This is a genomic window from Limibacillus sp. MBR-115 (genome assembly GCF_040549425.1).
GTDB classification, from domain to species: domain Bacteria; phylum Pseudomonadota; class Alphaproteobacteria; order Kiloniellales; family CECT-8803; genus Limibacillus; species Limibacillus halophilus.
Window position 1 is genome coordinate 209,290 of record NZ_JBEPTJ010000001.1, and the last position, 24,176, is coordinate 233,465.

25 protein-coding genes are annotated in these 24,176 nt (G+C 57.4%); 13 read left to right on the top strand and 12 right to left on the bottom strand.

Annotated elements, in window-relative coordinates; translation table 11 throughout:
* Positions 1-6: 6 nt before the first annotated feature.
* Positions 7-348 (bottom strand): carboxymuconolactone decarboxylase family protein, encoded by a 342-nt coding sequence (locus ABIE63_RS01010; protein WP_354501989.1) that lies wholly within the window; start codon positions 346-348, stop codon positions 7-9.
* Positions 349-374: 26 nt separating this feature from the next.
* Entirely contained in the window at positions 375-836 is a 462-nt protein-coding gene (locus ABIE63_RS01015) for a group III truncated hemoglobin (protein WP_354501991.1), read from the bottom strand.
* 86 nt (positions 837-922) lie between these two features.
* Here ABIE63_RS01015 and ABIE63_RS01020 point away from each other — a divergent pair, with 86 nt between their 5' ends.
* Complete coding sequence (locus ABIE63_RS01020; protein ID WP_354501994.1) at positions 923-1,351, top strand: Rrf2 family transcriptional regulator; 429 nt, start codon at positions 923-925, stop codon at positions 1,349-1,351.
* A 34-nt stretch (positions 1,352-1,385) separates the two neighbouring features.
* On the opposite strand, the gene ABIE63_RS01025 is transcribed toward ABIE63_RS01020, so the two are convergent.
* The 4 genes from ABIE63_RS01025 to ABIE63_RS01040 form a co-directional block, all read right to left on the bottom strand.
* A complete protein-coding gene (locus tag ABIE63_RS01025) occupies positions 1,386-2,456 on the bottom strand; it encodes an adenylate/guanylate cyclase domain-containing protein (protein ID WP_183415365.1) in 1,071 nt (356 codons plus the stop codon).
* A 19-nt stretch (positions 2,457-2,475) separates the two neighbouring features.
* Positions 2,476-2,835 (bottom strand): group 1 truncated hemoglobin, encoded by a 360-nt coding sequence (locus ABIE63_RS01030; protein WP_354501997.1) that lies wholly within the window; start codon positions 2,833-2,835, stop codon positions 2,476-2,478.
* A gap of 209 nt (positions 2,836-3,044) precedes the next feature.
* Positions 3,045-3,434 (bottom strand): DoxX family protein, encoded by a 390-nt coding sequence (locus ABIE63_RS01035; protein WP_354502000.1) that lies wholly within the window; start codon positions 3,432-3,434, stop codon positions 3,045-3,047.
* Positions 3,435-3,618: 184 nt separating this feature from the next.
* Positions 3,619-5,997, bottom strand: a complete 2,379-nt coding sequence (locus tag ABIE63_RS01040; RefSeq protein WP_354502003.1) for a heavy metal translocating P-type ATPase — start codon at positions 5,995-5,997, stop codon at positions 3,619-3,621.
* A gap of 237 nt (positions 5,998-6,234) precedes the next feature.
* On the opposite strand from ABIE63_RS01040, the gene ABIE63_RS01045 reads away from it, so the two are divergent.
* Positions 6,235-6,936 (top strand): VTT domain-containing protein, encoded by a 702-nt coding sequence (locus ABIE63_RS01045; protein WP_354502006.1) that lies wholly within the window; start codon positions 6,235-6,237, stop codon positions 6,934-6,936.
* Between the two features lie 136 nt (positions 6,937-7,072).
* Positions 7,073-8,332: an MFS transporter gene (locus ABIE63_RS01050; protein WP_354502008.1), complete on the top strand. Its 1,260-nt coding sequence runs from the start codon at positions 7,073-7,075 to the stop codon at positions 8,330-8,332.
* Positions 8,333-8,456: 124 nt separating this feature from the next.
* Here ABIE63_RS01050 and ABIE63_RS01055 read toward each other — a convergent pair whose 3' ends face one another.
* Positions 8,457-10,220, bottom strand: a complete 1,764-nt coding sequence (locus tag ABIE63_RS01055) for an adenylate/guanylate cyclase domain-containing protein (RefSeq protein ID WP_354502011.1) — start codon at positions 10,218-10,220, stop codon at positions 8,457-8,459.
* A gap of 260 nt (positions 10,221-10,480) precedes the next feature.
* On the opposite strand from ABIE63_RS01055, the gene ABIE63_RS01060 reads away from it, so the two are divergent.
* Positions 10,481-10,756, top strand: coding sequence for a DUF983 domain-containing protein (locus ABIE63_RS01060; RefSeq protein WP_221205721.1), 276 nt, complete (start codon positions 10,481-10,483; stop codon positions 10,754-10,756).
* A gap of 261 nt (positions 10,757-11,017) precedes the next feature.
* On the top strand, positions 11,018-12,487 hold the full coding sequence (locus ABIE63_RS01065; protein WP_354502013.1) for a M10 family metallopeptidase C-terminal domain-containing protein: 1,470 nt from the start codon (positions 11,018-11,020) through the stop codon (positions 12,485-12,487).
* Positions 12,488-12,491: 4 nt separating this feature from the next.
* Here ABIE63_RS01065 and ABIE63_RS01070 read toward each other — a convergent pair whose 3' ends face one another.
* On the bottom strand, positions 12,492-13,514 hold the full coding sequence (locus ABIE63_RS01070) for an adenosine deaminase (RefSeq protein ID WP_354502880.1): 1,023 nt from the start codon (positions 13,512-13,514) through the stop codon (positions 12,492-12,494).
* Between the two features lie 103 nt (positions 13,515-13,617).
* On the opposite strand from ABIE63_RS01070, the gene ABIE63_RS01075 reads away from it, so the two are divergent.
* The 7 genes from ABIE63_RS01075 to ABIE63_RS01105 all read left to right on the top strand — a co-directional run bounded on the left by ABIE63_RS01075 (position 13,618) and on the right by ABIE63_RS01105 (position 19,009).
* On the top strand, positions 13,618-14,091 hold the full coding sequence (locus ABIE63_RS01075) for a hypothetical protein (protein WP_354502016.1): 474 nt from the start codon (positions 13,618-13,620) through the stop codon (positions 14,089-14,091).
* Between the two features lie 3 nt (positions 14,092-14,094).
* Entirely contained in the window at positions 14,095-14,556 is a 462-nt protein-coding gene (locus tag ABIE63_RS01080; protein WP_354502019.1) for a YaiI/YqxD family protein, read from the top strand.
* A 79-nt stretch (positions 14,557-14,635) separates the two neighbouring features.
* Positions 14,636-15,418, top strand: a complete 783-nt coding sequence (gene otnI, locus ABIE63_RS01085) for a 2-oxo-tetronate isomerase (RefSeq protein WP_354502022.1) — start codon at positions 14,636-14,638, stop codon at positions 15,416-15,418.
* A gap of 2 nt (positions 15,419-15,420) precedes the next feature.
* On the top strand, positions 15,421-16,689 hold the full coding sequence (gene otnK, locus ABIE63_RS01090) for a 3-oxo-tetronate kinase (protein ID WP_354502024.1): 1,269 nt from the start codon (positions 15,421-15,423) through the stop codon (positions 16,687-16,689).
* Positions 16,686-17,318, top strand: coding sequence for a 3-oxo-tetronate 4-phosphate decarboxylase (otnC, locus tag ABIE63_RS01095; RefSeq protein ID WP_354502026.1), 633 nt, complete (start codon positions 16,686-16,688; stop codon positions 17,316-17,318). Before otnK ends, otnC begins: the two co-directional genes overlap by 4 nt.
* 51 nt (positions 17,319-17,369) lie before the next feature.
* Positions 17,370-18,248: a DMT family transporter gene (locus ABIE63_RS01100; protein ID WP_183415382.1), complete on the top strand. Its 879-nt coding sequence runs from the start codon at positions 17,370-17,372 to the stop codon at positions 18,246-18,248.
* 95 nt (positions 18,249-18,343) lie between these two features.
* Entirely contained in the window at positions 18,344-19,009 is a 666-nt protein-coding gene (locus ABIE63_RS01105) for a DNA-3-methyladenine glycosylase I (protein WP_354502029.1), read from the top strand.
* Between the two features lie 180 nt (positions 19,010-19,189).
* Here the strand turns inward: ABIE63_RS01105 and ABIE63_RS01110 are convergent, their stop codons facing one another.
* The 3 genes from ABIE63_RS01110 to ABIE63_RS01120 all read right to left on the bottom strand — a co-directional run bounded on the left by ABIE63_RS01110 (position 19,190) and on the right by ABIE63_RS01120 (position 22,476).
* On the bottom strand, positions 19,190-20,239 hold the full coding sequence (locus tag ABIE63_RS01110; protein WP_354502032.1) for a Gfo/Idh/MocA family oxidoreductase: 1,050 nt from the start codon (positions 20,237-20,239) through the stop codon (positions 19,190-19,192).
* A complete protein-coding gene (locus tag ABIE63_RS01115; RefSeq protein WP_354502035.1) occupies positions 20,232-21,254 on the bottom strand; it encodes an SMP-30/gluconolactonase/LRE family protein in 1,023 nt (340 codons plus the stop codon). Before ABIE63_RS01115 ends, ABIE63_RS01110 begins: the two co-directional genes overlap by 8 nt.
* A 79-nt stretch (positions 21,255-21,333) precedes the next feature.
* Complete coding sequence (locus ABIE63_RS01120; protein WP_354502038.1) at positions 21,334-22,476, bottom strand: PLP-dependent aspartate aminotransferase family protein; 1,143 nt, start codon at positions 22,474-22,476, stop codon at positions 21,334-21,336.
* A 222-nt stretch (positions 22,477-22,698) separates the two neighbouring features.
* Between ABIE63_RS01120 and ABIE63_RS01125 the strand changes: the two genes are divergently transcribed.
* Positions 22,699-23,403, top strand: coding sequence for a sulfotransferase (locus ABIE63_RS01125; protein ID WP_354502041.1), 705 nt, complete (start codon positions 22,699-22,701; stop codon positions 23,401-23,403).
* A gap of 16 nt (positions 23,404-23,419) precedes the next feature.
* Here ABIE63_RS01125 and ABIE63_RS01130 read toward each other — a convergent pair whose 3' ends face one another.
* The gene (locus ABIE63_RS01130) at positions 23,420-24,112 is read right to left on the bottom strand and encodes a glutathione S-transferase N-terminal domain-containing protein (protein WP_354502043.1); all 693 of its coding nucleotides are present in this window, start codon (positions 24,110-24,112) and stop codon (positions 23,420-23,422) included.
* Positions 24,113-24,176: the final 64 nt, after the last annotated feature.

Consider the following 24,176-nt stretch of genomic DNA (forward strand, 5'->3'; position numbering starts at 1 on the left):
AAGCGTCTATTTGGAGGCTTTTAAATCATTGAGCGTCCCCAGCGCGACGCAGGAGTGCGCGTAGGCTCCCCCGGCCCGCATCTCCGCAGCGACCCAGATGGCTTCCATGATCTCCTCGGGGGATGCTCTTTCGTTGGTGGCGCCTTTGACGTGCCCTTGGATGCAATAGGGGCATTGGGTCACATGCGCCACCGCGACGGCGATCAGTTGCTTGGTCTTCCGGGAAAGCGCGCCTTCCTTGAACACCGCCTGACTGAAAGCCTGAAAGGCAGCCTCCGCTTCAGGTGCAAGGTTCCGTCGCTGCTCTGCCATGGCTCGCGTCGGCTTTGGCATAACTGTGTCGCTCATAGGTTCCGGCCTCCTTCATTCCCGCCTTAAAGAGATTCGCGGCAATACCTTTGACCCCGGCTCAGCAGCACGCCCTGTCCCCCGGCAATCCCCAATTCCAGACTTTCCGCAATGCGTTCCGCCCGATCAATGAAATGCGCTTCTGCAGCCGGTGGACAAACCTCGCGCACAGTCCGCCGGAACAAATCGAGCCAACGGTCGAAATGAAGCGAATCAACTGGCAATGGCATATGCTTGACCATTGGATTGCCATGATAGCGCCCCGATAAAAGAGCCACCGACGACCAGAAAGCGCACATCCGCTGCAAATGCACTTCCCAATCCTCAACCCGCGCATCGAAGATCGGTCCTAGGAGGGAATCGTCCCGAACCTTCGCATAGAAGCGCCGGACCAAACGATCAATCATCGTCTCGTCGATACCGGTTCGCGCAACGATCTCTGCGGTCGCGCGCGCCCTTCGCGCCTCGGCTTCCGTTAGTTCGGTCATTGATCCATCCATCTATTGGCGCCCTTGATCTCGGATTATCCGATCATCTAAATAGGCATTTCAAATATCAATTAAGGGGAGCGACAATGCGCCTCACCGCTTTCACCGATTATGGGCTGCGCGTCCTTATGCGCCTTGCCAGCGCGCCAAAGCAATCCCTCACCACCGACGAGATCGCCAGAGAATTTGCCATCTCAGGGAATCATCTGACCAAGGTTGTCCGTTGCCTTGCAAAAGCTGGGTATCTTGAAACCAGACGCGGCGCTGGCGGCGGCCTGTGCCTGGCTAGAACACCGCAATCGATCACTCTTGGCGAAGTCGTCCGCAGCCTGGAACAACAGCAAGCGCTGGTAGAGTGCTTCCGCAGCGATGGTGGTGCTTGCCGGCTGACTCCCTTGTGCGGTTTGAAGGCCCGCTTTGCTGCTGCACAGGCAGCCTTCCTGAGAGAACTGGACAAGACAAGCATCGCCGATTGCGCCTACCCGGCAAAACCTATTCAAGGAGGAAATGATTAATATATAACATTAATTTTTTAAGGTATGTATCTGTTTACCAATGTTTTCTGTCAGATTCATGAACACGGATTTCGTCACTCCCCAAGAGGCGATAGAGACGCTTCTTACCAAACCCGCGTAACTCTCGTTCACCTATCTCCTCGAAGATGAAACCATCGGTCAACTTCTGACGCATTTCCTCAGCGAGAATGATCTCCATACTGTCGGCCTGTGTTTCCAACCGCGCAGCCAAATTTATTCCCGGGCCAAAAACATCATAGACGTACTTCTGGATGCCGACGATCGACCCAATTACCGGGCCGCTATTGATCCCGATACGGCAAGCCCACTTTTGGCTGTGGGTTTCGTTGCGGCGACGCAGGAAATGGACGATGCGCAAAGCGACACCGGCAATATTGTTTGCATGGTCGGGTGTCGCTTCGGGTATCCCCGAGACCGCTATATAAGCGTCCCCTATCGTTTTCAGGCGCTCGCATCCGAACTGCTCGACGATGCGATCAAAGGCCGTGAAGATATCATTCAATTCGGAAATCAAAGCCGGCGGGTCTTCCGTAATGGCCATTTCCGTGAAGCCTACGAAGTCCAGCATCAACAGCGAGCAATCCTCGAAGCGCTGCGGTGTGGTCACACCGAACTGACGCCATTCTTCGTAAACCGTCTTCGGCATAATGTTGAGCAGCACCTTCTCGACCCGCTCCTTCTCCTTGCGCAAGTCGCGGTTCTGCTTCTCGATCATCGAGGAGTAGGACTGGATCATGTATTCCAGCTCGCGAATTTTAGTGATGTTCTGACATTCCAACATCAAGACCGATAGGGAGTCGGTCTCGCGCAGCGTTATCTCGACGGCTAATGATATCTTTCGAGTTCCGCGCTGGACCTCACTTGCAAAGGTGAACGCCCTGCCCGCCTCCAACCGCTTTTCCATCTTCTCGCGATCAAGCTGCGGAAAGAAGCCTTCCAGCGTTCGTGCGCCGCCCGTCTGCTCGGAAAACCAGTGATCCATACGATCATTGAGGAAGACTAAATCAAGGCTTTTGCGGTCAAAGACGGCGAGGCCAACCCCCACGGACTGCAGCAGCAACTTGTTGAAACGATCCAAGTCCATGACGCCGCACCGCTCCTCGTCAGTTGGTCACAATCACGTGCCGGCGTTTCTTGATTTCATGAATCACGTTGTGGACATCGGCCGGATCGAACTCGAAATCCTCCAAAGTCTCCTCAAGGATTGTAGCCATCTCGTCGAAAGCCTCGTCACTGATTGACAGGTTGAGATGCACACGCCTCAAGACTTCATCCGTGTAGGAGGCCGGACCGCCCATCAGCGAAGCAATGAACTTGGTCTGATGATCGATCAAGACCTTCATGTCTGAACTAGCAAAATAGGGGGCCAGAATCTCTGAATCCCCGACCCGATCGTAGAAATCCAGAACGACCTTGCTAACAAAGCCGAAGCCGCCGTATCTGTCAAAAACGGTAGCTGCCATCCCGGCCTCCCTCAGGCTAAGGATACTCCCCAAGCCCCAAGAATAAGCCATTCACCCACTCGAATGTAACTATTGTCTTTGAGTTGGCACTTTTGCAGATGCTCGGTATCGGGAAGGATTATCGACCAAACTTTAATTCAGAAAGCGAGCGGCAGGCTGGCAACCACCGCTCGCATTCCTGGAACGTTTGTAGCCGTTTGGTTGACTGACTACTTCGAGCTCCGCATGGAATCGATACTCCATGCGCCACCGCCAGCGGCCGCGATGTAGAGGAACGTGAAGCTGTAAAGCGCCGCTAGCTCGCCACCGTTGAGAAGCGGGTAAAAGCCACGTGGTGCATGGGCGTAAAAATAGGCAACTGCCATGAGGCCGGACAGAACGAACGCGACGGGACGGGTGAACAGACCAACGACCAACAGAGCGCCGCCAATCAGTTCGAACAGACCCGCTGCGCCGCCCATAGACGCCATAGGCACATCGTTCATAGGGCTCACAGGGATGCTCAGATACTTTGTCGTGCCGTGCTGCAAGAACAAAAGCCCGGACATAATGCGCAGAACGCTGAGGAGCTGCGATGAGTACGAGGATAGAAAGTTCACGTTTATAGCCTCCGACAAGACATCGTAAAGGCAACTTATGCCCGTTACGATAGGTCCAAGACAAAAGCCGCAGCGAATAACGCGTTGCGGCCATGCCCCGCAGCGGGTGCTGCGACGAAAATTCACGGTAATTTGCTTCTCAAAGCCTTGTCAACGAAAGGCGGTGAGCGGACACCCTGCCCTGTTACAACCTAACCCCCCGCAAACGAAGTGCATTGCCCACGACTGAAACCGACGAGAAGCTCATGGCGGCGGCGGCGAACATCGGCGATATCAACAGCCCCAGGAAGGGATAGAGAATCCCTGCGGCAATCGGTACGCCCGCAGCGTTGTAGATAAAGGCAAAGAAGAGGTTCTGCTTGATATTGCGCATCGTCGCCAAGGCCAGACGCCGGGCTCTGACGATGCCGTTGAGGTCGCCTTTGACCAGTGTGAAGCCAGCGCTTTCGATGGCCACATCGGCCCCCGTGCCCATGGCGATGCCAACGTCGGCCTGGGCCAAAGCCGGAGCATCGTTGACGCCGTCGCCCGCCATGGCGACCTTGTGCCCCTGGGCCTGGAGTTCCTTGACGATGCGCGCCTTATCCTCTGGCATGACGTCGGCCCGAATATCGTCGATTCCAAGCCTGGCGGCGACGGCACGCGCCGTGCGCTCGTTATCACCGGTAGCCATAACGATCCGCAATCCCTCCGCGTGAAGCGCCTTCAAGGCCTCCGGCGTGGTCTCCTTGACCGGGTCAGCAACCGACACAAGCCCTGCGATGACGTTATCGATGATAACGAACATGACGGTCTCACCTTCATCGCGCCGGGCGTTGGCCGCATCTGCAAACGGTGCGCTGTCCAATCCCATTTCGGCGACAAGCTTCGCATTGCCAAGCGCAACAGCCTTGCCGTCGACAACGCCGCGAACGCCTTTGCCGACCACAGCCTGGAAGTCCTCTGCCTTGGCAAGCGGCAATCCGCGTTCCTCGGCACCAGCAACAATGCTCTCGGCCAGCGGATGTTCGGATCCACGCTCCAAGCTCGCTGCGATACGGAGAACTTCGCCTTCCTCAAACCCTGCCTCCGGCACCACTGCCGTCAGCATGGGCTTGCCGCGCGTCAGCGTACCGGTCTTATCGACGATCAGGATATCGACCTTTGCGAATCGCTCCAACGCCTCGGCATTCTTAATCAATACGCCGACCTGAGCACCACGCCCAGTGGCCGTCATGATCGACATCGGCGTCGCAAGTCCCAGGGCGCATGGGCAGGCGATGATCAGCACCGCGATTGCTGAGACCAAGGCATAAGCAAAGGCTGGTGAAGGGCCCCAAACCGCCCAAGCGACGAACGCGATGGCAGCAACGGCGACCACCGCCGGAACGAAGTAACCAGCAACGGAATCCGCTAGCTTCTGAATGGGCGCCCGGCTTCTCTGGGCCTCTGCGACCATATTAACAATTTGGCTTAATACAGTATCGGAACCAACTCTTTTTGCTTCAATAATAAAGCTCCCAGTTCCATTAACTGTGGCACCGGTTACGAGATCCCCTTCCGCCTTTTCGACGGGCAAGGGTTCACCGGATATCATCGACTCATCGATGGAAGAGTGCCCCTCAATAACGACACCATCGACTGGCACCTTGTCACCCGGACGAACGCGCAGCCGATCACCAACCTTGACCGCTTCGAGCGGCACCTCCTCTTCACGGCCGTCCTCCCGGATGATGCGCGCGGTCTTGGCGGCCAGATCCAGTAAGGCGCGAATGGCCGTGCCGGTCCGTTCGCGCGCGCCCAGTTCCAGCAACTGCCCTAACAGGACAAGCACGACGATGACCGCTCCGGCCTCGAAGTAGACCCCGACGTTTCCATGGGCGTCCTGAAAGCCAGCCGGAAAGATTCCCGGTGCCAACACCGCCACGATACTGAAGCCATAGGCCGCGGCCACGCCCATCCCGATAAGCGTGAACATGTTGAGATTACGGCTAATGAGGGATTTGACGGCCCGCACGAAGAATGGCCATCCAGACCAGAGCACCACCGGTGTGGCCAGCACGAGTTCCACCCACAGAGCCGGGCGTTCGCCGAGCATGTCTCGTAGGAACCCCAGTCCGAGCATCGGACCCATGGTCAGCAAAAGGATCGGCAGCGTCAGAACCACGCCGACAATGAAGCGCCGCTTGAAGTCGACCAACTCCGGATTGGGACCCTCCTCGCCGGTGGGAATACCCATGGGTTCAAGCGCCATGCCACAGATCGGGCAATCTCCCGGCTTATCCTGAACGATCTCCGGGTGCATCGGGCAGGTAAATTGCGTGCCCTTAGGGGCCTCTGCCGCGGCCTTTTTATGAGCACCTGAAAGGAAGTGCTCTGGATCAGCCGAGAACTTGTCATGGCAACGCTGCGAGCAGAAATGATAGTCCTGCGCTTCATGGGTAAAGCTCGGTTTGCCCTTTCCCAATGCAACTTTCATACCGCAGACGGGATCGATAACGCTTGGCGCCTCACCCTCGGTCTTGCTGTGACAGCAGTCGCCCTGATGGGTGTGATGGGCGTGGTGTTGGTTGTGCTCTTGCATGTTCCGCCTCTAGTGTGATCGCCGTGATAGCGTGACCAAAAGGGTTGCTCAGACGTCTGTTACGCTTGAACATGGACCTTCCACTAACTGGAAGGTCAAGGGGTTTTCATGTATAATTGTTGCTTCCCTATCTTCCGGTAAGCGGAAGGTTTAGGCCCGCTGTCAGGTCACTCTCTTTACCAACCGACATCTCGCTTCGTCGCAAGTGACCGATTGCACAAAAGACAGGCTCATCTCATGAGCACGTCCGACCCGACGCCGAGCAATGAAAGTCGCCAATCGCCTAAAGGGCTGCTTTGGCTCAAGCATGCCCTTGTGTTGGGACTTCTCCTGCTCGGCTGGTATATCCTGGACCATAGCGGAATTGTAGATTTCTTCGTGCGTAGCGAAGGCGTCGAGAGCGCCGTGAAGGAACTGGGCGCGGGGGGACCGGCGCTGATTGTCTTCGGAATCGCCGTCGCCGTGGTCATAACCCCTCTTCCCAGCGCGCCCGTTGCCCTCGCTGCAGGAGCGCTCTATGGAATGTACTGGGGTACATTTTATATCGTGCTCGGGGCGCAACTAGGAGCAACCATCGCTTTTCTGGTCGCGCGCCATTTCCGAAACGGTGTTCTCCACCCCTTTGTCAGCAAGGCGGAAACTCTGCCACTTTTGGGGAACCAAAACACCTTGATGGCTACGGTTCTCGTATCGCGGATACTGCCGTTCCTGTCATTTGATCTTATCAGCTATGCGGCTGGGCTCTCGGTTTTGGAGTTCAACCGCTTTTTCATAGCGACACTGGTCGGCATCGTGCCAATGAGTTTCCTGCTTGCGCATCTGGGAATGTCGGTACGGGAGATCGATGGCGCGGGCGTTGCAATTACGTTGGTTATCGTTGTGGCCATGGTTGTGGCTGGATACCTGATCAAAAGAATCCTTGCGGCCCGCAATCGGTAATCGCCCTTTAGTGAAGGGCTGCGCTTCCGGCTTGCCAGCGCCCTCCTATAGCGCCAATCTGTCGCGCCCCTATGCGACTTTGGGGCAGAATTTATTGGCGACATTGCCTAATTGATCTTTTTCGGACCGAATCACTTTGGCTTATCTGCAATTCATCATCGGCAACTATCGCAGCCTTTCCTACGGCTTCATGTTGTCGCTGTTTTCCACCTTCGGACAGACCGCTTTTATCGCTGTCTACGGCGGTCAGATCTTGGTTCTGTACAACATGACGCCGGGTGAGTACGGCCTGCTTTACATGCTTGCCACGCTTTCCAGTGCCGCCCTCATGATACAGGCCGGAAAGCTGGTCGACGATTTGCCTCGGGTACTTTTTACAGGTGCCGTACTGGTCGGAATGGCCGTTGCCTGTCTGGCGATGTATGCCCAAGCCTATATCCAGTCAATGTTGTTTCTATACCTGACGCTGCTCCTTCTAAGGTTGTTCGGCCAGGGTCTAATGAGCCATGCCTCGATGACGGCAATGGCGCGCGACTTCAATCGCAACAGAGGAAAGGCGCTTTCCATCGCGGCTATGGGGCACGCCCCTGGGGAAGCCTTCTTCCCATTGATCGCCGTCGGCTTGATGGCCTGGATCGGATGGCGTGAGTCCTGGCTTGCCTATGCCCTTGTCTGCCTCTTCGTCGTCTTACCGCTCTCATTATGGCTTGCAACAAAACCGCGGCAGCCCCGCAGTGGCGCAGAGCCGCAACCAAGCGATGCGGAACGCTTGGCAGAAAGCCAAGGCTGGACTCGCAAGCAGGTCATTCGAGATTCCGGCTTCTACCTACTTCTGCCTGTGGTGTTCGCAGCCCCCTGCTTGGGGACCGGGCTATTTTTCCACCAAGTCGTCCTCGTGAATGAGAAGGGCTGGGAGCTAAGCGCTTTTGCCTCCGGCTTCACGACCTTCGCCATTGCGACCACGACTTTCGGTCTGATCGGTGGAAGATTGATCGACGGACGTAACGCGCGCTGGTTACTGAACTTTTCTCTTTGGCCGATGGCGCTTGGCTTTTTGTTGGTTTCGCTATCGGGCAACCCGTGGATCGTCCACGCATTGATGCTCCTCGTCGGTATTACTGTCGGCTTCAATCACACAATTGGAACGGCCCTTTGGGCTGAACTCTACGGCCTCGCCCATCTGGGATCGATCAGGGCGCTCACCTCATCGTTCATGGTTTTCTCGACTGCATTGGGGCCCGCTATGATGGGGCTCCTTTTAGACCAGGGGATTTCAATGGATCGGGTCATGTTGCTTTCCGCAGTCTGGGTGGCGGTCACCGCGGCTTGCATACCTTTGATTTTGGCGTCCATCCAACGAAAGCGCCCGGACCTAGCGGCTATTTCCAGCCGCTGAGGAGGGCCTGATCAATTAGGGTGAAACCCATCAAATGCTTCGCGCCTAGAACCTGGCGCAAAATTTAGGTCTGACGATCGTGCAGGGAATTAAACCGAAGCGCTTTGATTCAAATCTAAGATGCTCAAGATAAGGAATCTGGTAAACCCGCCCGTCGCAACCCTTCCACGAAACGCTCGATATCAGCGGGAATCTTGCTAGGCACCATCGCGGCATCAGCGGTCGTATGAGTGGGTTCGAGGGTGCGATAATCCTCAACCGCTTGTCGTGCTTCCTCCATGCGATCCTGCCAAGCCAGTGCCGAAGCCAACTGCCGGCGAAAGGTTGGGTTTCGAGGTGCTAGCCGAATTGCTTGCCTGACGGTACTCGCTGCTTCCCCGTGACGCTCAAGGCTCATGTAGGCCCAAAAAAGCCCCATGAGCCAGAATACCACCATCCCGTCGCGGGGACTGAGGCGGATAGCCTGGGAAATAGAATCAATTCCCTTCTCGGCCTCTCCAAGCAGGGCAAGCGCCGCACCTCTGATCCCAATTGCCGAGGCAAAGTTGGGACTCAAGTCTATGGCCCGCTCGACCGGCGGCAACACCTCGTCCCATTGGTGCGTCACCACATTTGACCAGGATAGGATTGTCAGCGCCCAGGGATCCGTATCATCGATAGCAACGGCATCTTTGGCTGTCGATGCCATAGCCTGCAACGATGTCGCGGGATCATCGCTCCAGCGGTAATAGGATTCGAGAAAATGGACGAGAGCTAGATCGCTCATGCCAAACTCGCCACTTGGAACATGGGATATCGCCCGCTCAAACAACAATCGCGCCTCGTTAGCATCTCGACGCCCCAGTTTCCAGAGGTGCGCACGCCCGCGCATCACGCATTCCCAGGCATCAAGCTGGGAGGCGTCCTTGCGCTTGGCTTGCTGTGCTTCGACCAAAAGGAACTCTGGCGCAATCGCGCCGACGATAGATGCCGTCACCTCGTCTTGCACATCGAAGATATCGGCAAGCATCCGGTCGAATCGCTCGGCCCAGACATGATTACCCGTCGTCGCGTCGATAAGCTGGGCGGTGATCCGGAGACGTTCACCCGCCTTGCGGACGCTACCCTCCAGCAGATATTTGACGCCAAGCTCGGCGGATACCTGCTTCACGTCCATCGAGCGACCCTTGTAGGTAAAGCTGGAATTGCGCGCGATGACAAAGAACCAAGGCATCCGCGATAGGGCCGTGATGATATCTTCCGTCATGCCATCGGCAAAAAACTCCTGCTCTGGGTCGCCGGACATATTGTCGAAAGGCAAGACGGCTATCGAAGGTTTATCTGGCCGCTTTGCAAGCCCAGCCGATAGGGGAAGCGCAGCTGCAATCGAAGCTGCATCGGGAAGCCACCGCCAAATCCGGATAGGCCGGTCAATATTCTTCAGTGCCTGTTCACCACCGTCCTCAAAGCCAAAGGGCAGTTGACGCTGGACCTGCTCGTAAACCGCACCTGAAATGCAAACGCCACCGGGGTTGGAGAGCGTTTCGAGGCGTGCGGCGATGTTCACGCCGTCGCCATAGATATCGGACCCTTCCAGGATGATATCCCCCAGGTTAACGCCGATACGCAGGCGAATCTGCCGTTCATCCGGCTGCGATTGCTCCTGGGTTGTAAGAGTCTGCTGGATTTCGATTGCGCAGGTAACCGCATCAACAACGCTGCCAAACTCGACCAGCAATCCATCGCCCATCAACTTGACAACCCGCCCGTGATGTTGATCGATTTTTGGCTGCACGACTGTCTTGCGTACCTGCTTGAGACGCGCAAGCGTCCCGGTTTCGTCCAGGCCCATCAGGCGCGAAAATCCCACCACATCACCAGCAAAGATGGCTGCAAGCCGACGCCCCATGGATCTCCTCCCAGCAGGAGAATAACCAGCAATGCCTGGAAAGACCATGCACCTAGAAGCAACGAGCAAATCACGGCAATAGCGATAGCGCCAGCGCGCCTGGAGCCTATAATGCCGCTCTCACTTACTTCTGTTGAAAGACCGTCGCCTTGTTACGACAGACCCATGATCGCCATCGGCCAAGATTGTTTCCCGCACTTTGGCGTTCCCTAATCGGCCGTTGCCCCAACTGCGGGCAGGGAAGGCTGCTCGCGACCTACTTGAAACCCGTGGAATCCTGTTCGGTATGTCACGAGGCCTTCGGGCATATCAGGTCGGACGATGCAGCACCATGGCTGACGATTCTGATCGTGGGCCATATCGCTGGGCCGGTCATTCTAGCATTTGAAAGCGACAGAACGTGGCCCGACTGGGTCTCGATGGCACTTTGGCCCGCTTTTGCGCTTGTCCTCGCACTGTTGGTCCTACCGCGCGCAAAGGCACTCTTCATCGGTGCGATTTGGGCAACCAAGGCCCCAGGCTCGGAACAGCCCTAACGCCTGTTCAGCCGGATCTTTCCCACTGCGTCGCCTTCCAGGCGAACATGAGATTTTTGTCCCTACCCAAACCTTGGGATACTGACAGCCCGAGTTTCATGGCAACTGCCAGTTAATCGCTCTCTAAGCATTGAACAATAAGGAAAATTCCGATTTTAAATTTTCTTTCTGCCACGCGCCGCTGAATACGTGGCAAAATACCCAAAAATAGATGCCGATAAATGCACAATTCGGAATAGATATTGATGGAGTTGGATCAGAATGGCTTTTACCGGCAACATCGACGGCGCGCCCACGGGGAACCCCTGGCTGGATAGTTTGATCGCTGGTGGCGCCTGGAGCGACGGCGATGGCGGCACTGTGAGCATCACCTACTACCTGCAAAGCGGTAACGATCCGTTTAACGTGTTCCCAAGCACCGGCAAGGTCTGGGAAAGTTACGAGATCGCCGGCATCGAACTTGCCTTCTCGCTTTGGGAAGCCGTCGCAAATATCGATTTTGTTGAAAATGGAGGTTCGGCCAATTCCGATATCTGGTACTGGGTCACAGACAACCAAGGAGCGAGCGGAACCCTGGGCTGGCATGAGCTTCCCGGATTTGATGTGGGCGAACCGCTTTATGGTGTTTTCAATTATCAGGGCACCGGTTGGACCGAATTAGGCCTCGCACAGGGCGGCTATGGTTTTGTGACCTACATCCATGAGATTGGCCACGGGCTAGGCCTGGCACACCCTCATGACGGCGGCCCCGCGGCTGACGGCACGGTGTTCCCGGGCGTTTCGTCACCCTTTGGGGATTATGGGCTCTACGACCTGAACCAGGGCATCTTCACGACGATGTCCTATAACACCGGCTTCGAGACGCGCTTCCCGTTCCATTCAAACCTGAACTACGGCTACGAGGGCACGCCCATGGCGCTCGACATCGCCGCTGTTCAGGCGATCTATGGTGCCAACACCACCTACGCCTCCGGCTCCGATATCTACACGCTGCCAACCGTCAATGCGTCCGGCACCTTCTGGGCTGCAATCTGGGATACCGGCGGCTTTGATACGATTACCGCCAACGGCACAAACCTCAATGTCGTGATTGATTTGCGCCCGGCACCCTTGAGCGGAGAAAACGCAGGCGGTTACGTTTCCGCGGCGCAAGGAATCGTCGGCGGCTTCACAATCGCTGCAAACGTTTTGATAGAGGGCGCCGAAGGCGGCTCCGGTGCGGACAGCCTCGTAGGCAACGGCGCAGACAATCTGCTTGTCGGCAACAACGGCAATGACATGCTCTTCGGCTTGACGGGCAACGACGATCTCTATGGCGGCATTGGGCTCGATACCATTCATTCGGACTCCGGCAACGATCTGCTGTCCGGCGGCGACGGCAATGATAACCTCTATGCCTACTCCGGCGATGATCTGATCATGGGCGGCGGTGGAAACGACTTTATTGACGGTGGCTCCGGCATCGATACAGCCATCTTCGAAGGCAACATCGCGGAGTACTCAATCGCCGGTAGCGGAAATACGCTCACGGTCACCGATGTATTGGATGGCAGTGACGGTACCGACACGTTGGTATGGGTCGAGCTCCTGCAGTTCAACGATACGACCGTGGCCGCTTCGGACTATCAAGGCAGTAACAGCATTGCCCTGGCGAGTTACACCCCCCCGGCTTCTTTGTCCCGGATGGACGCTTCTTTTGGTGACGATGATGCGCTGCAAGCGTTGGTCTAGGGCACTACCGGACACCATGTGCCTGGCAATAGGCTTCCAACGACGCGATTGCCGAGGCTTTTTCCGCTCTGTCCAAGAATGACGCGGTAAAGGAGTTCCTGGCCAACTGGGCCAGATGCTCCCGGCTTAGATCGAGCGCCTGCTGGACCGCTCGGTAGTTGTCGGCGACATACCCGCCAAAATAAGCCGGATCGTCGGAATTTACGGTTGCCTGAAGGCCAAGATCGAGCATCCGCCGCAAGGGGTGCTCCGCCATATCGCGCACCACCTTGAGCTTCAGGTTGGACAGCGGGCAAACCGTCAGTGCCATCTGGTCTCGGCGCAGACGCTCCACCAACAGAGGATCCTCAAGCGCCCGATTGCCGTGGTCGACCCGGTCGATCCCCAGCTGATCCAGAGCTTGCCAAACATAGTCCGGAGGCCCCTCCTCTCCGGCATGGGCAACTCGCTTAAGTCCCATAGCCCCTGCGCGCGCGAAAACACGGCTGAACTTGCTCGGCGGATGCCCGTTCTCCGAAGAATCAAGCCCGACCCCTAACAGACGATGGCTATAGGGCGCGGCCTGCTCCAGAACCGCCAGAGCGCTTGCCTCGTCCAAGTGCCGCAAAAAACAGAGGATCAAGCCGCTGGAAATTCCAAAAGCACGCTTCCCCTCAGCCAAACCGGACTCGATCCCATCAAGGACTGTTTTCAACGCTACACCTCGGTCAAGGTGTGCCTGCGGGTCAAAAAAAACTTCAACATGCCGGACGCCGTCCTCAGCGGCACGCGTCATGTAGGCAAGGGTCAGATCGTGAAAGTCCTCTTGTGTCAGCAGAACCGACATACCCTGATAATAGAGGTCCAGGAAGTCCTGCAGGCTTTCAAAACTATATGCAGCCCGCAGGGACTCAACAGTGTCATAGCCGATCTCCACGCCATTGCGCGCAGCGAGTTGAAACAAGAGGTCTGGTTCAAGGCTGCCTTCCAGGTGCAGATGCAACTCGGCTTTCGGTAGGCCGCGGATAAAATCATCGTCGCAAATCATCATCCATCCTATGCAATAAAGTCGGGAATTCAAAAGGCGTCGTAAGATCACAAAGGCATGATCCGAAGTTGAGGCATTGAGATGCCCTGCTAGTATTGACGGCATGCGTATCTTGAGGACATGGGTCGTTATCTTTGCCCTTGCCAGTCTGCTTCTCCCGATGTCCGGCAGAGGCAAGACCCAGTGCGAAAGCGGCGCCATGCTGACGCAACAGCTTTCCTGTTATATTCAGGCAGCGGAAGCGGCAGGCAACCCCGCGGTCTGCCTGGAAAGTCCTGAGCCTTCAATCCGATTCAACTGCATCAGTCTGTACGCCGAGCACAATGGGGCACCGGCAGCCTGCAGCCTGATCGAGGCTGAAGAAGCGCAGCGGCCCCATCTGCGCGCAGCCTGTGTGTCGGGTGTGGCAATAGCCAACAGAAGCCCGGCGCTCTGTGCGACGGTGGAACAGCCCTTGGTCAAGGACACCTGCTATTCGTTTCTGGTACTCGAACAAGGCATGGACAAGGCGCTCTGCGAGAACATAGAAAACAAAGCACTACAGGAAGCCTGCAACACGCCGAAAGGATCCAACTGACTGATGACCAGACTCTTCATCGACGCCGACGCCTGTCCGGTAAAACGCGAAGCGCTGCGTATCGCCGAACGCCATGGACTGCAGGTGTTCATGGTATCCAATGGCGGTATCCGGCCCGACCCCTCGCCGCTGGTCGAGACGATCATCGTTCCAGCAGATCCGGATGCAGCAGATCGTTGGATCGCCGAGCGGATTGAACCGGGAGATATTTGCGTCACGCAGGACACACCGCTTGCGGCGGTCTGCATAGGCAAAGGCGGTAGCGCGCTGCGTGCCAACGGTGAGCCTTTTACCCAGAACAACATCGGCAATGCGATGGCAATGCGCGACCTGATGGCCGACCTCCGCGCCGCAAACCCACTCGCGGCCATGGGGAGCGGGCGTAGTTTCACCAAGGCCGACCGCTCGCGATTTCTTGGCGCGTTGGATACGTTGATACGCAAACTGCACAAGGCAGGTTCCTGAAAAAGAAACTCTGCTTTGGAGGGCTTACAGGTTATCCTCCAAAGCTGCATTTAAATCGTTTAAATACTGAGGAGAGGCCATGCCCCGCTTCGCCGCAAACCTAACAATGCTGTTCAATGAGCGTCCTTTTCTCGACCGCTTCACTGCGGCAGCGGATGCGGGTTTTGAAGCAGTGGAATTTCTCTTTCCCTACGACCACTCGCCCCAGCAGGTCGCAGATATGCTTCATGGATGCGGGCTGACCCAGGCGCTCTTCAATCTGCCACCGGGCGATTGGGCTGCCGGTGAGCGCGGGATTGCGGGGCTTCCGGGCCGCGAACAGGAATTTCAAGATAGCGTCGGCCTGGCTCTGGATTACGCAAAAGCGCTTAATTGCAAGACGCTGCATGTCATGTCGGGGATTTGCCCACCGGACGCCGACCGGGCGCATTACTTGGAGACCTATGCCGGCAATCTGCGTTTTGCCGCCGAGATGTTGGGCAAGGAGGGCATAACCGTCGTGGTGGAGTCCCTGAACAGCCGGGATGTACCGAACTATCTAATTCCACGCCCGGCCGACGCCAGACAGGTAATCAATGCGGCAGGAGCCGGGAACTTAGGCTTGCAGTTCGATTTTTACCACGTCCAGATCATGGGCGGAGATCTCTCCAGGAGTTTTGAAGCCAACCTTGATCTAATCCGGCATATACAGATTGCCGGGGTGCCGGAACGTCATGAGCCGACCGTTGGCGAAATCAACTATGGTTACCTTTTCGCCTTGATCGATCGCCTTGGATACGACGGTTGGATCGGCTGCGAGTATAAACCCAGAACCGATACGCTGACCGGATTAAGCTGGCTGCAACAAGTTGGAGCTCAATAGTTATGCCGCTCCTACTAGGCTGCATCGCGGATGATTTCACCGGCGCGACGGATCTGGCCAATACGCTCGTCAAAAGCGGCATGAGAACCGTCCAGATCAACGGCCTGCCCGGCCCTGACAGTGCGGCCCCCGCTGATGCGGAAGCAATCGTGGTAGCGCTAAAGTCGCGCACTCAGCCGGCGGAACAAGCTGTGGCTGACAGCCTCGCCGCACAGACTTGGTTGACGACCGGCGGCGCGCGCCAGATCCTTTTCAAGTATTGCTCCACTTTTGATTCCACGCCGCTCGGCAACATCGGCCCGGTCGCCGAAGCTCTGATGGATCGGTTGGATGCCGACTTCACGACATTTTGCCCGGTCTTCCCCGGCGCCGGACGCACCCTCTACCAAGGACACCTCTTCATCTGGGATACCCTGTTGTCGGAATCCTCAATGCGGAACCACCCGCTGACACCGATGACCGACGCAAATCTCGTGCGATTCTTGCAGCTGCAGACCAAGCGCAAGGTTGGGCTATTAGCGCACCAGACTGTCCGCGCGGGCAGCAAGGCCGTTAGGGATACACTCCGAGAGCTCAGACAGCAAGGCATCGAGTTTATCATTTGCGACGCCCTCACCGATGAGGACCTGATAACCTTGGGTCACGCTCAAGCGGGCTGTCGGTTGCTGACGGGCGGATCGGGGATTGCTATGGGCTTGGCCGACAACTTCCGGGCAGCGGGATTGAACCTTCCGGACTCCACTTCGTCTCTCCCGGCCGTTTCTGGACCTCAGGCAATCCTTTCGGGAAGCTGTTCCGAGGCAACCTTGGGCCAACTGCAGTATGTTAGCGGGCGCTATCCGGTTTTCCGCATCGACCCTCTCGCTTTGGCCAGAGGCCAAGGTCTGGTCGGGCGGGCGCTGACCTGGGCAGAAGACAAGCTGGGAGATGTCCCCATCGTCTTTGCTGCGAGCGCCGAACCGGCGACCGTCAAGGCGGCACAGGAAAAGCTTGGGCGTATGGAGGCGGGAGAGTTAGTAGAGAAAGCTCTGGGTAAGATTGCGCAAGGTCTCGTCGAACGCGGACTACGCAGGCTTGTCGTGGCTGGCGGCGAGACCTCCGGCGCGGTCGTCAGCGCACTGGGATTGAAAGCCCTGCGTATCGGACCGGAGATAGCGCCTGGCGTACCTGCCACGGTCAGCTTGACGGACCCACCTTTGGCTGTTGCGCTCAAGTCCGGCAATTTTGGCGGACCGAATTTCTTCGAGAAAGCCTTTGAGGTCATGCCATGACTGAGTCCTTGCTGCGCGAAAGAATGGCGATCTTCGGAAAGTCGCTTTACGACCGCGGGTATCTGCATGGCAGCTCAGGGAACCTTTCCGTGCGCCTGGAGGATGGTTTCCTCGTCACACCGACCAACTCCTGCCTGGGCTTCCTGGACCCCGGCGCCATAGCAAAGCTCGACCTGAGTGGTCGGCATTTGTCCGGGGACAAGCCCTCCAAGGAGGCGTTCCTGCACGTCAGCGTTTACCAGGCCCGGTCCAACTCCCAAGCAGTCGTGCATAGTCACTCGACGCATTCGGTTGCCCTGTCATGCCTCCAGGCAGCCGATCCAACCGACCTTTTGCCGCCCATCACGGCCTACGGCGTGATGAAAATTGGCAAGCTACCGCTGGTTCCCTACTACCGTCCCGGTGATCCGGCACTGGCTGCAGCCGTCCAGGAAACCGCTACTGATCACAGTGCCGTCTTACTTGCAAACCATGGTCCGGTTGTCGCAGGACGCTCACTTGAGGACGCCATCTGGGCCCTGGAGGAACTTGAGGAAACGGCCAAATTGCATTTCCTGCTGGAAGGCCGGCCAACCCGCCTGTTGACCGCCGCGCAGATCGGCGAGTTAAATCGCGTCTTTCCGAGCTAACGGATGCGCGCGCTCACCATTGCACCACGCGAAGAGAAACGCTTCCTCGGAATGCTTCTTCTCGTTGCCGCCATCACCTGCTTCACAGGGATCGATTCCTCGGCCAAATGGCTGGTGCAAACATTGCCACCTATCGAGGTCGCCTTCGTGCGCTACCTCGGGCACTTCGTCATCGTGGTCGTTTTGTTTTTGCCTGTCTACGGCTCGGCACTCTGGAAAAGCAAAGCGCCTAAGCGTGAATTTTGGCGAGCAGCCATGCTGCTTGGCAGTACGCTTTTTAACTTTACCGCTGTTCAGTACCTTCCGCTGGCAACCACAGCATCCATCGCATTCACATTACCGCTTTGGGTTTGCGCGCTTTCCATTCCCCTACTCGGCGAGAAGGTCGGCCTGCGTCGATGGGTAGCCATAATCGTTGGGTTTGGCGGCGTTTTAATCGTCGTTCGCCCGGGTTTTGAGAGCTTTCACTGGGCCGCTTTCCTATCACTCGGCACGGCTGTGTGCGCGGGGCTCTATATGATCGAGACGCGGCGCTTGGCGGGGGTCGACGCAACAGCAACGCAGCAGTTTTATGCCGCCATGCTGGCAACGGTCATGATAGCCCCCTTCGCCCTGCTGCAGTGGGAATGGCCGCAGACCAACCTCGACTGGGCGCTATTCATTTCCATCGGATTTTGGGGCTGGCTTGGCCATCAGTTGCTGACGATCGCCTACCGACTGGCGCCCGCTTCAACTATCGCGCCGCTCACTTACCTTCAGCTCATTCCCATGACGCTGGCGGGCTACCTGTTCTTCAATGATCGACCCGACATTTGGGTTTTCGTAGGCGCCGGCGTCGTGGTTTCCAGCGGTGTTTATGTCTGGTACCGCGAACGAGTTCTTGCCCGCCAAGTTAAAGCAAGTTTGACGAACATAGTTCCTTCCCCCTGATACGCCCCTTATTATATTGCCGCGAGACAGGCGGCACTTAAAGTATGCAGCAAATGCATCAACCGACTGTGAATCGGGGCCAGGGGAACGAGACCATGCAGTCATTTAACGACCTTTGGGACACCGCTGCCAACCGCAAGGGCGGCGCCGAAGCGCTAGAGGCGCTATTACCGCCGCCAACGCCACGTGACGCATTGGAGGAAACACCGGATTCACGGTTGCTGTCCGCCATGAGCCGCCGCGTATTCCAGGCCGGCTTCAACTGGGCCGTGGTCGATAAGAAATGGCCCGACCACGAAGCAGCTTTCAACGATTTCAACATCAATCACTGCGCATTTCTATCCGATGAGGACCTGGACGCACTGACCCGAGACCCACGTGTCGTCCGTCATTTCAAAAAGATACAGTCGGTTCGCGACAATGCGAATCTGCTGGTCGCCCTTGCCAGGGAGCACGGCAGTGCCGCTCGCTTCATAGCGGCCACGCCGGACGAGGAGTACATCGCACTGCTCGATTACTTCGAGAAGAACGGTTCGCGGCTCGGCGGCGTCACGCTGCAGATATTCCTGCGCGATATCGGCAAGGATGGCTTCATTCTGTCCAAGGACGTCCTGACCGCCCTCCAAAGGGAGCGGGTGATTACCGGAAAAGGCACGTCCAAACGGGAGCGGCACGCAGCGCAGGAGGCCTTCAACACTTGGCGCGCCCAGAGCCAGCGCCCCTTTGCCCATATCAGCCGAATCCTAGCCTTCACGGTTTAATCCGTAAACCTAATCAGATCCATCAGCCACATTTGCGGTTCACCGAACCGGTCGTCTTGCATTTCATCCGGCGATTGCAGCCTCGTGTATCTGCGGAGAAACAGATACCAGCGATAGCGATTTCCGGGGAGCACCGGGGAGGTTGGCAATTCTGCATCGACCCCTTAATCCTGACTACCGCTATCTGATGCTCTGCCACTCCCGCGCCTTGATCCAGCGCCCTTCCTCGTGGGAGCGGTAGACGGCTTCCTCGATCGCCTGGTTGATAAGGTAATGCTCGGCCGCCGTTTCCAAGGGTGCGCCCTCGCGTATGTGGTTTAGCAAGTGACGGTGGTAGGCATAAACGCAATCTCCAGCGAAGCCGCGATCATCCCAAGCGTAACCGTGCTCTTGTTCTCGATTGCTTCCGAAGCTGCGGAGCCATATACGGCCGTCGCCGTCCAGACGCAGACTGGCCTTTGCGCCTTCGATCGAAAGGTCCCCCATTGTCCGGCGGCGATTTTCGGCAATGTGGTCGGCCAGTCGATTGCCATCGAACAAGCCCCGAACGCGGTCCCCGAATTCAAAGACGATGAACCCGGCATCTTCCCCAGCAATAGCGGGATTGAGCTGTGCCAAACGCGCAAAGAGGCCGCTTGGCTCACCCAGCAAGAAGCGAAAGCAATCAATCAGATGGATGGCTGTCTCATGGATTAAAAAGCGCTTCATCCGCTGGAAATAAGGTTGCCTGTCCAAGTAGGCTTCCGGTCCCTGCCCGTCCCCTGGACGCAGACGAAAGCTCACCTGATAGACGTCACCAAGCAACCCGTCATCCAAGAGACGCTTGATCTCCCGGTACCAGGGCTGAAAGCGGAAGTTTTCGTGCACCGCAAGCACTCTCCCCCTGTTCCGGGCCAGCGCCACGGCCTTCCGTCCTCCTTCAAGGCCACCGCAAAAGGGTTTCTGGCACGAGATGGCCAAGTCTTCCTCGACCAACCTCGCTATCAGCTCGAGATGAGCCGACGGCGGCACGACGATATCGACGAGATCCGGTCGCGTTTGCGACAGGAGAACGTCCAGGTCGCCGTAGCTGCCTGAAACGCCATAGGCCGCCGCAACTTCCGCGCCCTTTTGGGCGTCCTTCTCGCAAAGACCGACGAGCTCGACATCCGCCATGCGGCTCCAAGCCTCGTAGTGAAACCGGGCAAAATAGCCCGCGCCGATGACAGCAACTTTAGTCGGACTACCCATCGGCGGCTCCCGTGGCCGGCAGCAAACTCGCAAGCTGCCCTAGCGGCAGGTCCCAGTGCGGCGGCGCGATGCCGGCAAAAGGCGAGCGAAAACAGGCTATCGACTGACCCAGCAGGCAACCGAGGTAGGCATGCCGGCGATCCCTGCCACCAAATGCGAGGTTGGAAATGTTGCGCAGCCGCTTGCTGACAACGCCATCCAGATGCGGTCGATCCATGCTTGCCGATCGATAGGCCGCCTCTACCCAGTTCAAATGATCTGGGTCGCTATCCTCCAGGATGGTCTCCAGCTTTCCGTCGGGCGTCAGGCGCATCACCCGGTTGGATACGATACTCACAATCCAGATGCCGCCTGCCTCGTCCAAGGCCAGACCGTCGGGGAAGGTGCCATCTCCAAACTCAACTAGGCAACGACGATTGGTTAAGACGCCGTCCTCGGTGACATCGAAAGCTGTCAAGCGGCGACCGAAGGTCTCGTTCACATATAGCCGCGTTCCATCCGGCGACAACAAGCATTCGTTGGCGTACCCCAAACCATCTGCGACGATCCTGGCCCCCCTGTCATCCAGCAGCACAATGAAGCCCGTTGCCGCCGTCGCGCGGTAGTCGGCGGCGCGCGGTGTTACACGTGTGCTGACGGTGACCCAAAGCCTTCCTAGGCGATCGCGGGTCACGAAGTTGGTCGGCGGCAGCACCTTTCCGTCTAGTTCCACTAGAACTGGCTCGCTGCAACCATCGGGCCGCAAGCGGTACACACCTCCCTCTTCCTGCCCCAAATGAGCAATCAGGATGTCGCCGCCAGCCTCCAAAGCGATGCCATTGGGCCGCAAAGGGTTGTCCGCGCGGTCCCTCGCCAAAAGGCGGGCTTGGCGCCCATCGGGAGTCAACAGCGTGACACCCCCGCCGTCCGTCCAGTCGGGCGCGACCAAAAGGCCTGAACTATGCGCCAATACGCACTCGGGCCGCTGGAGGCCATGACCCAAGAAAGCCAGGTCCGAAACGGACAACAACGCCATAAGGCCCTCAAGACTGCAAAGTTCCCAAAGCACCCTATCGAGTGACTACAAAGACGATCAAGCAATTACGGTTCAAGTCCTACAATGCTTGATCCAGGTCCGAAATAAGATCCTCGACCCGCTCGATACCGATAGAGATGCGCAACAGGTCCTGCGGGATCGGGCTATCAGGTCCTTCGACCGCGGCCCGGTGCTCGATCAGGCTTTCAACGCCACCAAGCGAGGTTGCACGTAATATCAACTTGCAGTTCGCCGCGACGCGCTGTGCGCCTTCGAACCCGCCGCGGACGCGCAGTGACAGCATTCCACCAAACCCGCCATCCATCTGGCGCTTGGCAATTTCGTGCTGCGGGTGCCTTTGCAGGCCTGGATAGAGCACATCCTCCAAACGCGGGTCGCCATCGAAGTGCCGCGCCACGGCCAAAGCGTTTGCACTACTTTGGCGCACGCGCACGAAAAGGGTGCGCAGGCTGCGGATCAGCAGCCAGGAATCAAAACTTCCCAGTTGCGAGCCACCGAGCAGACGCAATCTGCACATGCGGCTCCACTGGTCATCCTTCTTCGCCGTTACCAACAAACCCGCCAGGATATCGCTGTGCCCTCCCAGGTACTTTGTCGCCGAGTGCATGACGATATCCGCGCCGAGGCCGAGCGGACGTGTCAGAACCGGTGTCGCAATGGTTGAATCAACCGCCAGCCTCGCTCCAGCTTCGTGTGCGAGCCTTGCCGCTCCGGCGATATCGACAATATCCCAGGTCGGGTTGGCGGGCACCTCAAGCCATACGAGCTTGGTCTCGCCGGGACGCAGCGCGGCTTCCAAAGCGTTTAGTCCACCCGCTGCGTCAAAGAAATCGACTTCGAAACCCCACTGCTCGCCCAGGTCCAATAGCCAGTCACGCAGTGTCCAGTACATGACTCGTTGCACCAAAAGCCGGTCCCCGCGTTGCAAGGTCTGCAGCACCGCCGTCGCAGCGCCCATTCCTGAAGCGAAGAGCATAGCGTCCGCCCCCTCTTCCAAACGAGCTAGGACGGCTTCGGCCTGTTGCAGCGTTACGCCCTGATCACGTCCGTAAACGCGATTATTCAGCGGTTCGTAGGCCTCGTCCCTGGCGAAAGTCGTGCTCGGTTGCCAGGCTGGCACGACCGACCGGGTTGCCGGATCAACACTGTTCAAGGCGTGGACGATGAGGGTTTCAGTGTCATAGGACTTGGATCCGGGCATGGGACTCGCTTTCATTCAAAATCGGCGGCCTATTTTCTGATAGGGCGAGGATGACCACAAGGCCGCGTCACGACCGGTGCTCTTTTACTAGAAGCCTTTTCTTGGAGGATCGGCGCAGCTTGCAGTTTGCCTCCGCACATTGACGAAGCCAAGACAGGACCGCTAGGCTTTTCAGCGACATAAAGAAGCAACAATCCCGTCAAGTAATCCGTGGGGGGCGCCATGGGCGCGACTGGGGAAGCCTGCATTTCAGACGTCGGCATCCGGCACAACCAGCCGGACCGGCAAACGACACAGCAGTGCGTGATCGTGCTAGGTCCTGGACGCAGCGGCACGTCGATGATGTCCGCGATCCTCGGTCAACTCGGTTACAATATGGGCCGCCGCCTCGATCCGGCGAACCACGAGGACCAGGATTTCCTGGAGGCTTCGCGACCCATATCCGCTTTACGTAAGAAGGCCCATCCCGAGCGGGCCCAAAGGCTGGAGACGATACGCCAGCTTGTTCGGCGACGTGACCGCGAGCACGAACACTGGGGATGGAAAGATCCCATGTCCGCCTTTTACCTTGATGCGGTTTTGCCAGAAATTGGGAACCCGCTGATTATTGCCCTCTTTCGCGACGTAGTGGCAACGACGGTAAGCCGTTACAAACTATCAAGAACCGGACTGGGTGGCGGCTCCAGGCGCGACATGCCGTCAATGGACACCGTGCTGGGCAAGGTGCTCGCCTATCAGCAGCGTATGATCAACCTTCTGGTTGACGTGCCTCATCCGCAATACTGGGTGAGCTACGAGAAGGCGACGCGCAACCGCGAAATTTTTATCGACGACCTGCAGGTCTTTTTGGGGCGCCCCATAAGCATGGCACAACGCCAAGCGATTTCAGGCCTGATCGCGCCGGGCAATCGACACGCCTTGTCGTGACGCCCCTTCAAGACACCTAACGGCGTTGGTACTGTGCAGCCCCAAACAGGTTTTGACGTGCCTTGTCGTCAAACCCTTCCCGACGGCTTTCGGACAGCACTTGCACGCCGCGCTGTACGGCGGGCCGTTCGGCAATCTCGTCGAACCAACGACGGAAATTCGGGTAATCATTGCGATCGACGTTCTGGCGCTCAGGGAACCGCGTCCAGGGCCAAATCGCGATATCGGCTATGCTGTATTCGGCACCCGCTATGTAGGGGGTTTCAGCCAAACGACGATCCATCACGCCGTAGAGACGATTGGCCTCGTTGGCATAGCGCTGCTTGGCGTACGGCAAGTCTTCCGGGGCATATTGGAGGAAGTGGTGCGCTTGGCCCAACATCGGACCAACACCACCCATTTGGAACATCAACCAGCTAAGTGCTTCATAGCGCTTACGGGGCTCATGGGAGAGAAACTGCCCAGACTTATCGGCTAGATAAATGAGCATGGCTCCCGATTCAAACAGGCTGATCGGAAGGCCATCGGGCCCTTGCGGATCCACCATCGCCGGCATCTTGTTGTTCGGGCTAATTTTTAAGAACTCGGGATCGAACTGGGCGCCCGCGCCGATGTCGATCGGGTGGACCTTATAGGGCAGCCCCGTTTCCTCGAGCATTATGTGCACTTTATGGCCGTTGGGAGTCGGCCAAGTGTAGAGATCGATCATTCTTCGTCCCTTCCGGATCATTTTGTTTCCAACGTCACGGTGGCATATAGGGTCACTATCCGAG

Coding starts and splice junctions, on each gene's coding strand:
- ABIE63_RS01010 (WP_354501989.1), bottom strand. CDS start 348: ATGAGCGACACAGTTATGCCAAAGCCGACGCGAGCCATGGCAGAGCAG.
- ABIE63_RS01015 (WP_354501991.1), bottom strand. CDS start 836: ATGACCGAACTAACGGAAGCCGAGGCGCGAAGGGCGCGCGCGACCGCA.
- ABIE63_RS01020 (WP_354501994.1), top strand. CDS start 923: ATGCGCCTCACCGCTTTCACCGATTATGGGCTGCGCGTCCTTATGCGC.
- ABIE63_RS01025 (WP_183415365.1), bottom strand. CDS start 2,456: ATGGACTTGGATCGTTTCAACAAGTTGCTGCTGCAGTCCGTGGGGGTT.
- ABIE63_RS01030 (WP_354501997.1), bottom strand. CDS start 2,835: ATGGCAGCTACCGTTTTTGACAGATACGGCGGCTTCGGCTTTGTTAGC.
- ABIE63_RS01040 (WP_354502003.1), bottom strand. CDS start 5,997: ATGCAAGAGCACAACCAACACCACGCCCATCACACCCATCAGGGCGAC.
- ABIE63_RS01045 (WP_354502006.1), top strand. CDS start 6,235: ATGAGCACGTCCGACCCGACGCCGAGCAATGAAAGTCGCCAATCGCCT.
- ABIE63_RS01055 (WP_354502011.1), bottom strand. CDS start 10,220: ATGGGGCGTCGGCTTGCAGCCATCTTTGCTGGTGATGTGGTGGGATTT.
- ABIE63_RS01065 (WP_354502013.1), top strand. CDS start 11,018: ATGGCTTTTACCGGCAACATCGACGGCGCGCCCACGGGGAACCCCTGG.
- ABIE63_RS01070 (WP_354502880.1), bottom strand. CDS start 13,514: ATGATTTGCGACGATGATTTTATCCGCGGCCTACCGAAAGCCGAGTTG.
- ABIE63_RS01075 (WP_354502016.1), top strand. CDS start 13,618: ATGCGTATCTTGAGGACATGGGTCGTTATCTTTGCCCTTGCCAGTCTG.
- ABIE63_RS01080 (WP_354502019.1), top strand. CDS start 14,095: ATGACCAGACTCTTCATCGACGCCGACGCCTGTCCGGTAAAACGCGAA.
- otnI (WP_354502022.1), top strand. CDS start 14,636: ATGCCCCGCTTCGCCGCAAACCTAACAATGCTGTTCAATGAGCGTCCT.
- otnK (WP_354502024.1), top strand. CDS start 15,421: ATGCCGCTCCTACTAGGCTGCATCGCGGATGATTTCACCGGCGCGACG.
- otnC (WP_354502026.1), top strand. CDS start 16,686: ATGACTGAGTCCTTGCTGCGCGAAAGAATGGCGATCTTCGGAAAGTCG.
- ABIE63_RS01100 (WP_183415382.1), top strand. CDS start 17,370: ATGCTTCTTCTCGTTGCCGCCATCACCTGCTTCACAGGGATCGATTCC.
- ABIE63_RS01105 (WP_354502029.1), top strand. CDS start 18,344: ATGCAGTCATTTAACGACCTTTGGGACACCGCTGCCAACCGCAAGGGC.
- ABIE63_RS01110 (WP_354502032.1), bottom strand. CDS start 20,239: ATGGGTAGTCCGACTAAAGTTGCTGTCATCGGCGCGGGCTATTTTGCC.
- ABIE63_RS01115 (WP_354502035.1), bottom strand. CDS start 21,254: ATGGCGTTGTTGTCCGTTTCGGACCTGGCTTTCTTGGGTCATGGCCTC.
- ABIE63_RS01120 (WP_354502038.1), bottom strand. CDS start 22,476: ATGCCCGGATCCAAGTCCTATGACACTGAAACCCTCATCGTCCACGCC.
- ABIE63_RS01125 (WP_354502041.1), top strand. CDS start 22,699: ATGGGCGCGACTGGGGAAGCCTGCATTTCAGACGTCGGCATCCGGCAC.
- ABIE63_RS01130 (WP_354502043.1), bottom strand. CDS start 24,112: ATGATCGATCTCTACACTTGGCCGACTCCCAACGGCCATAAAGTGCAC.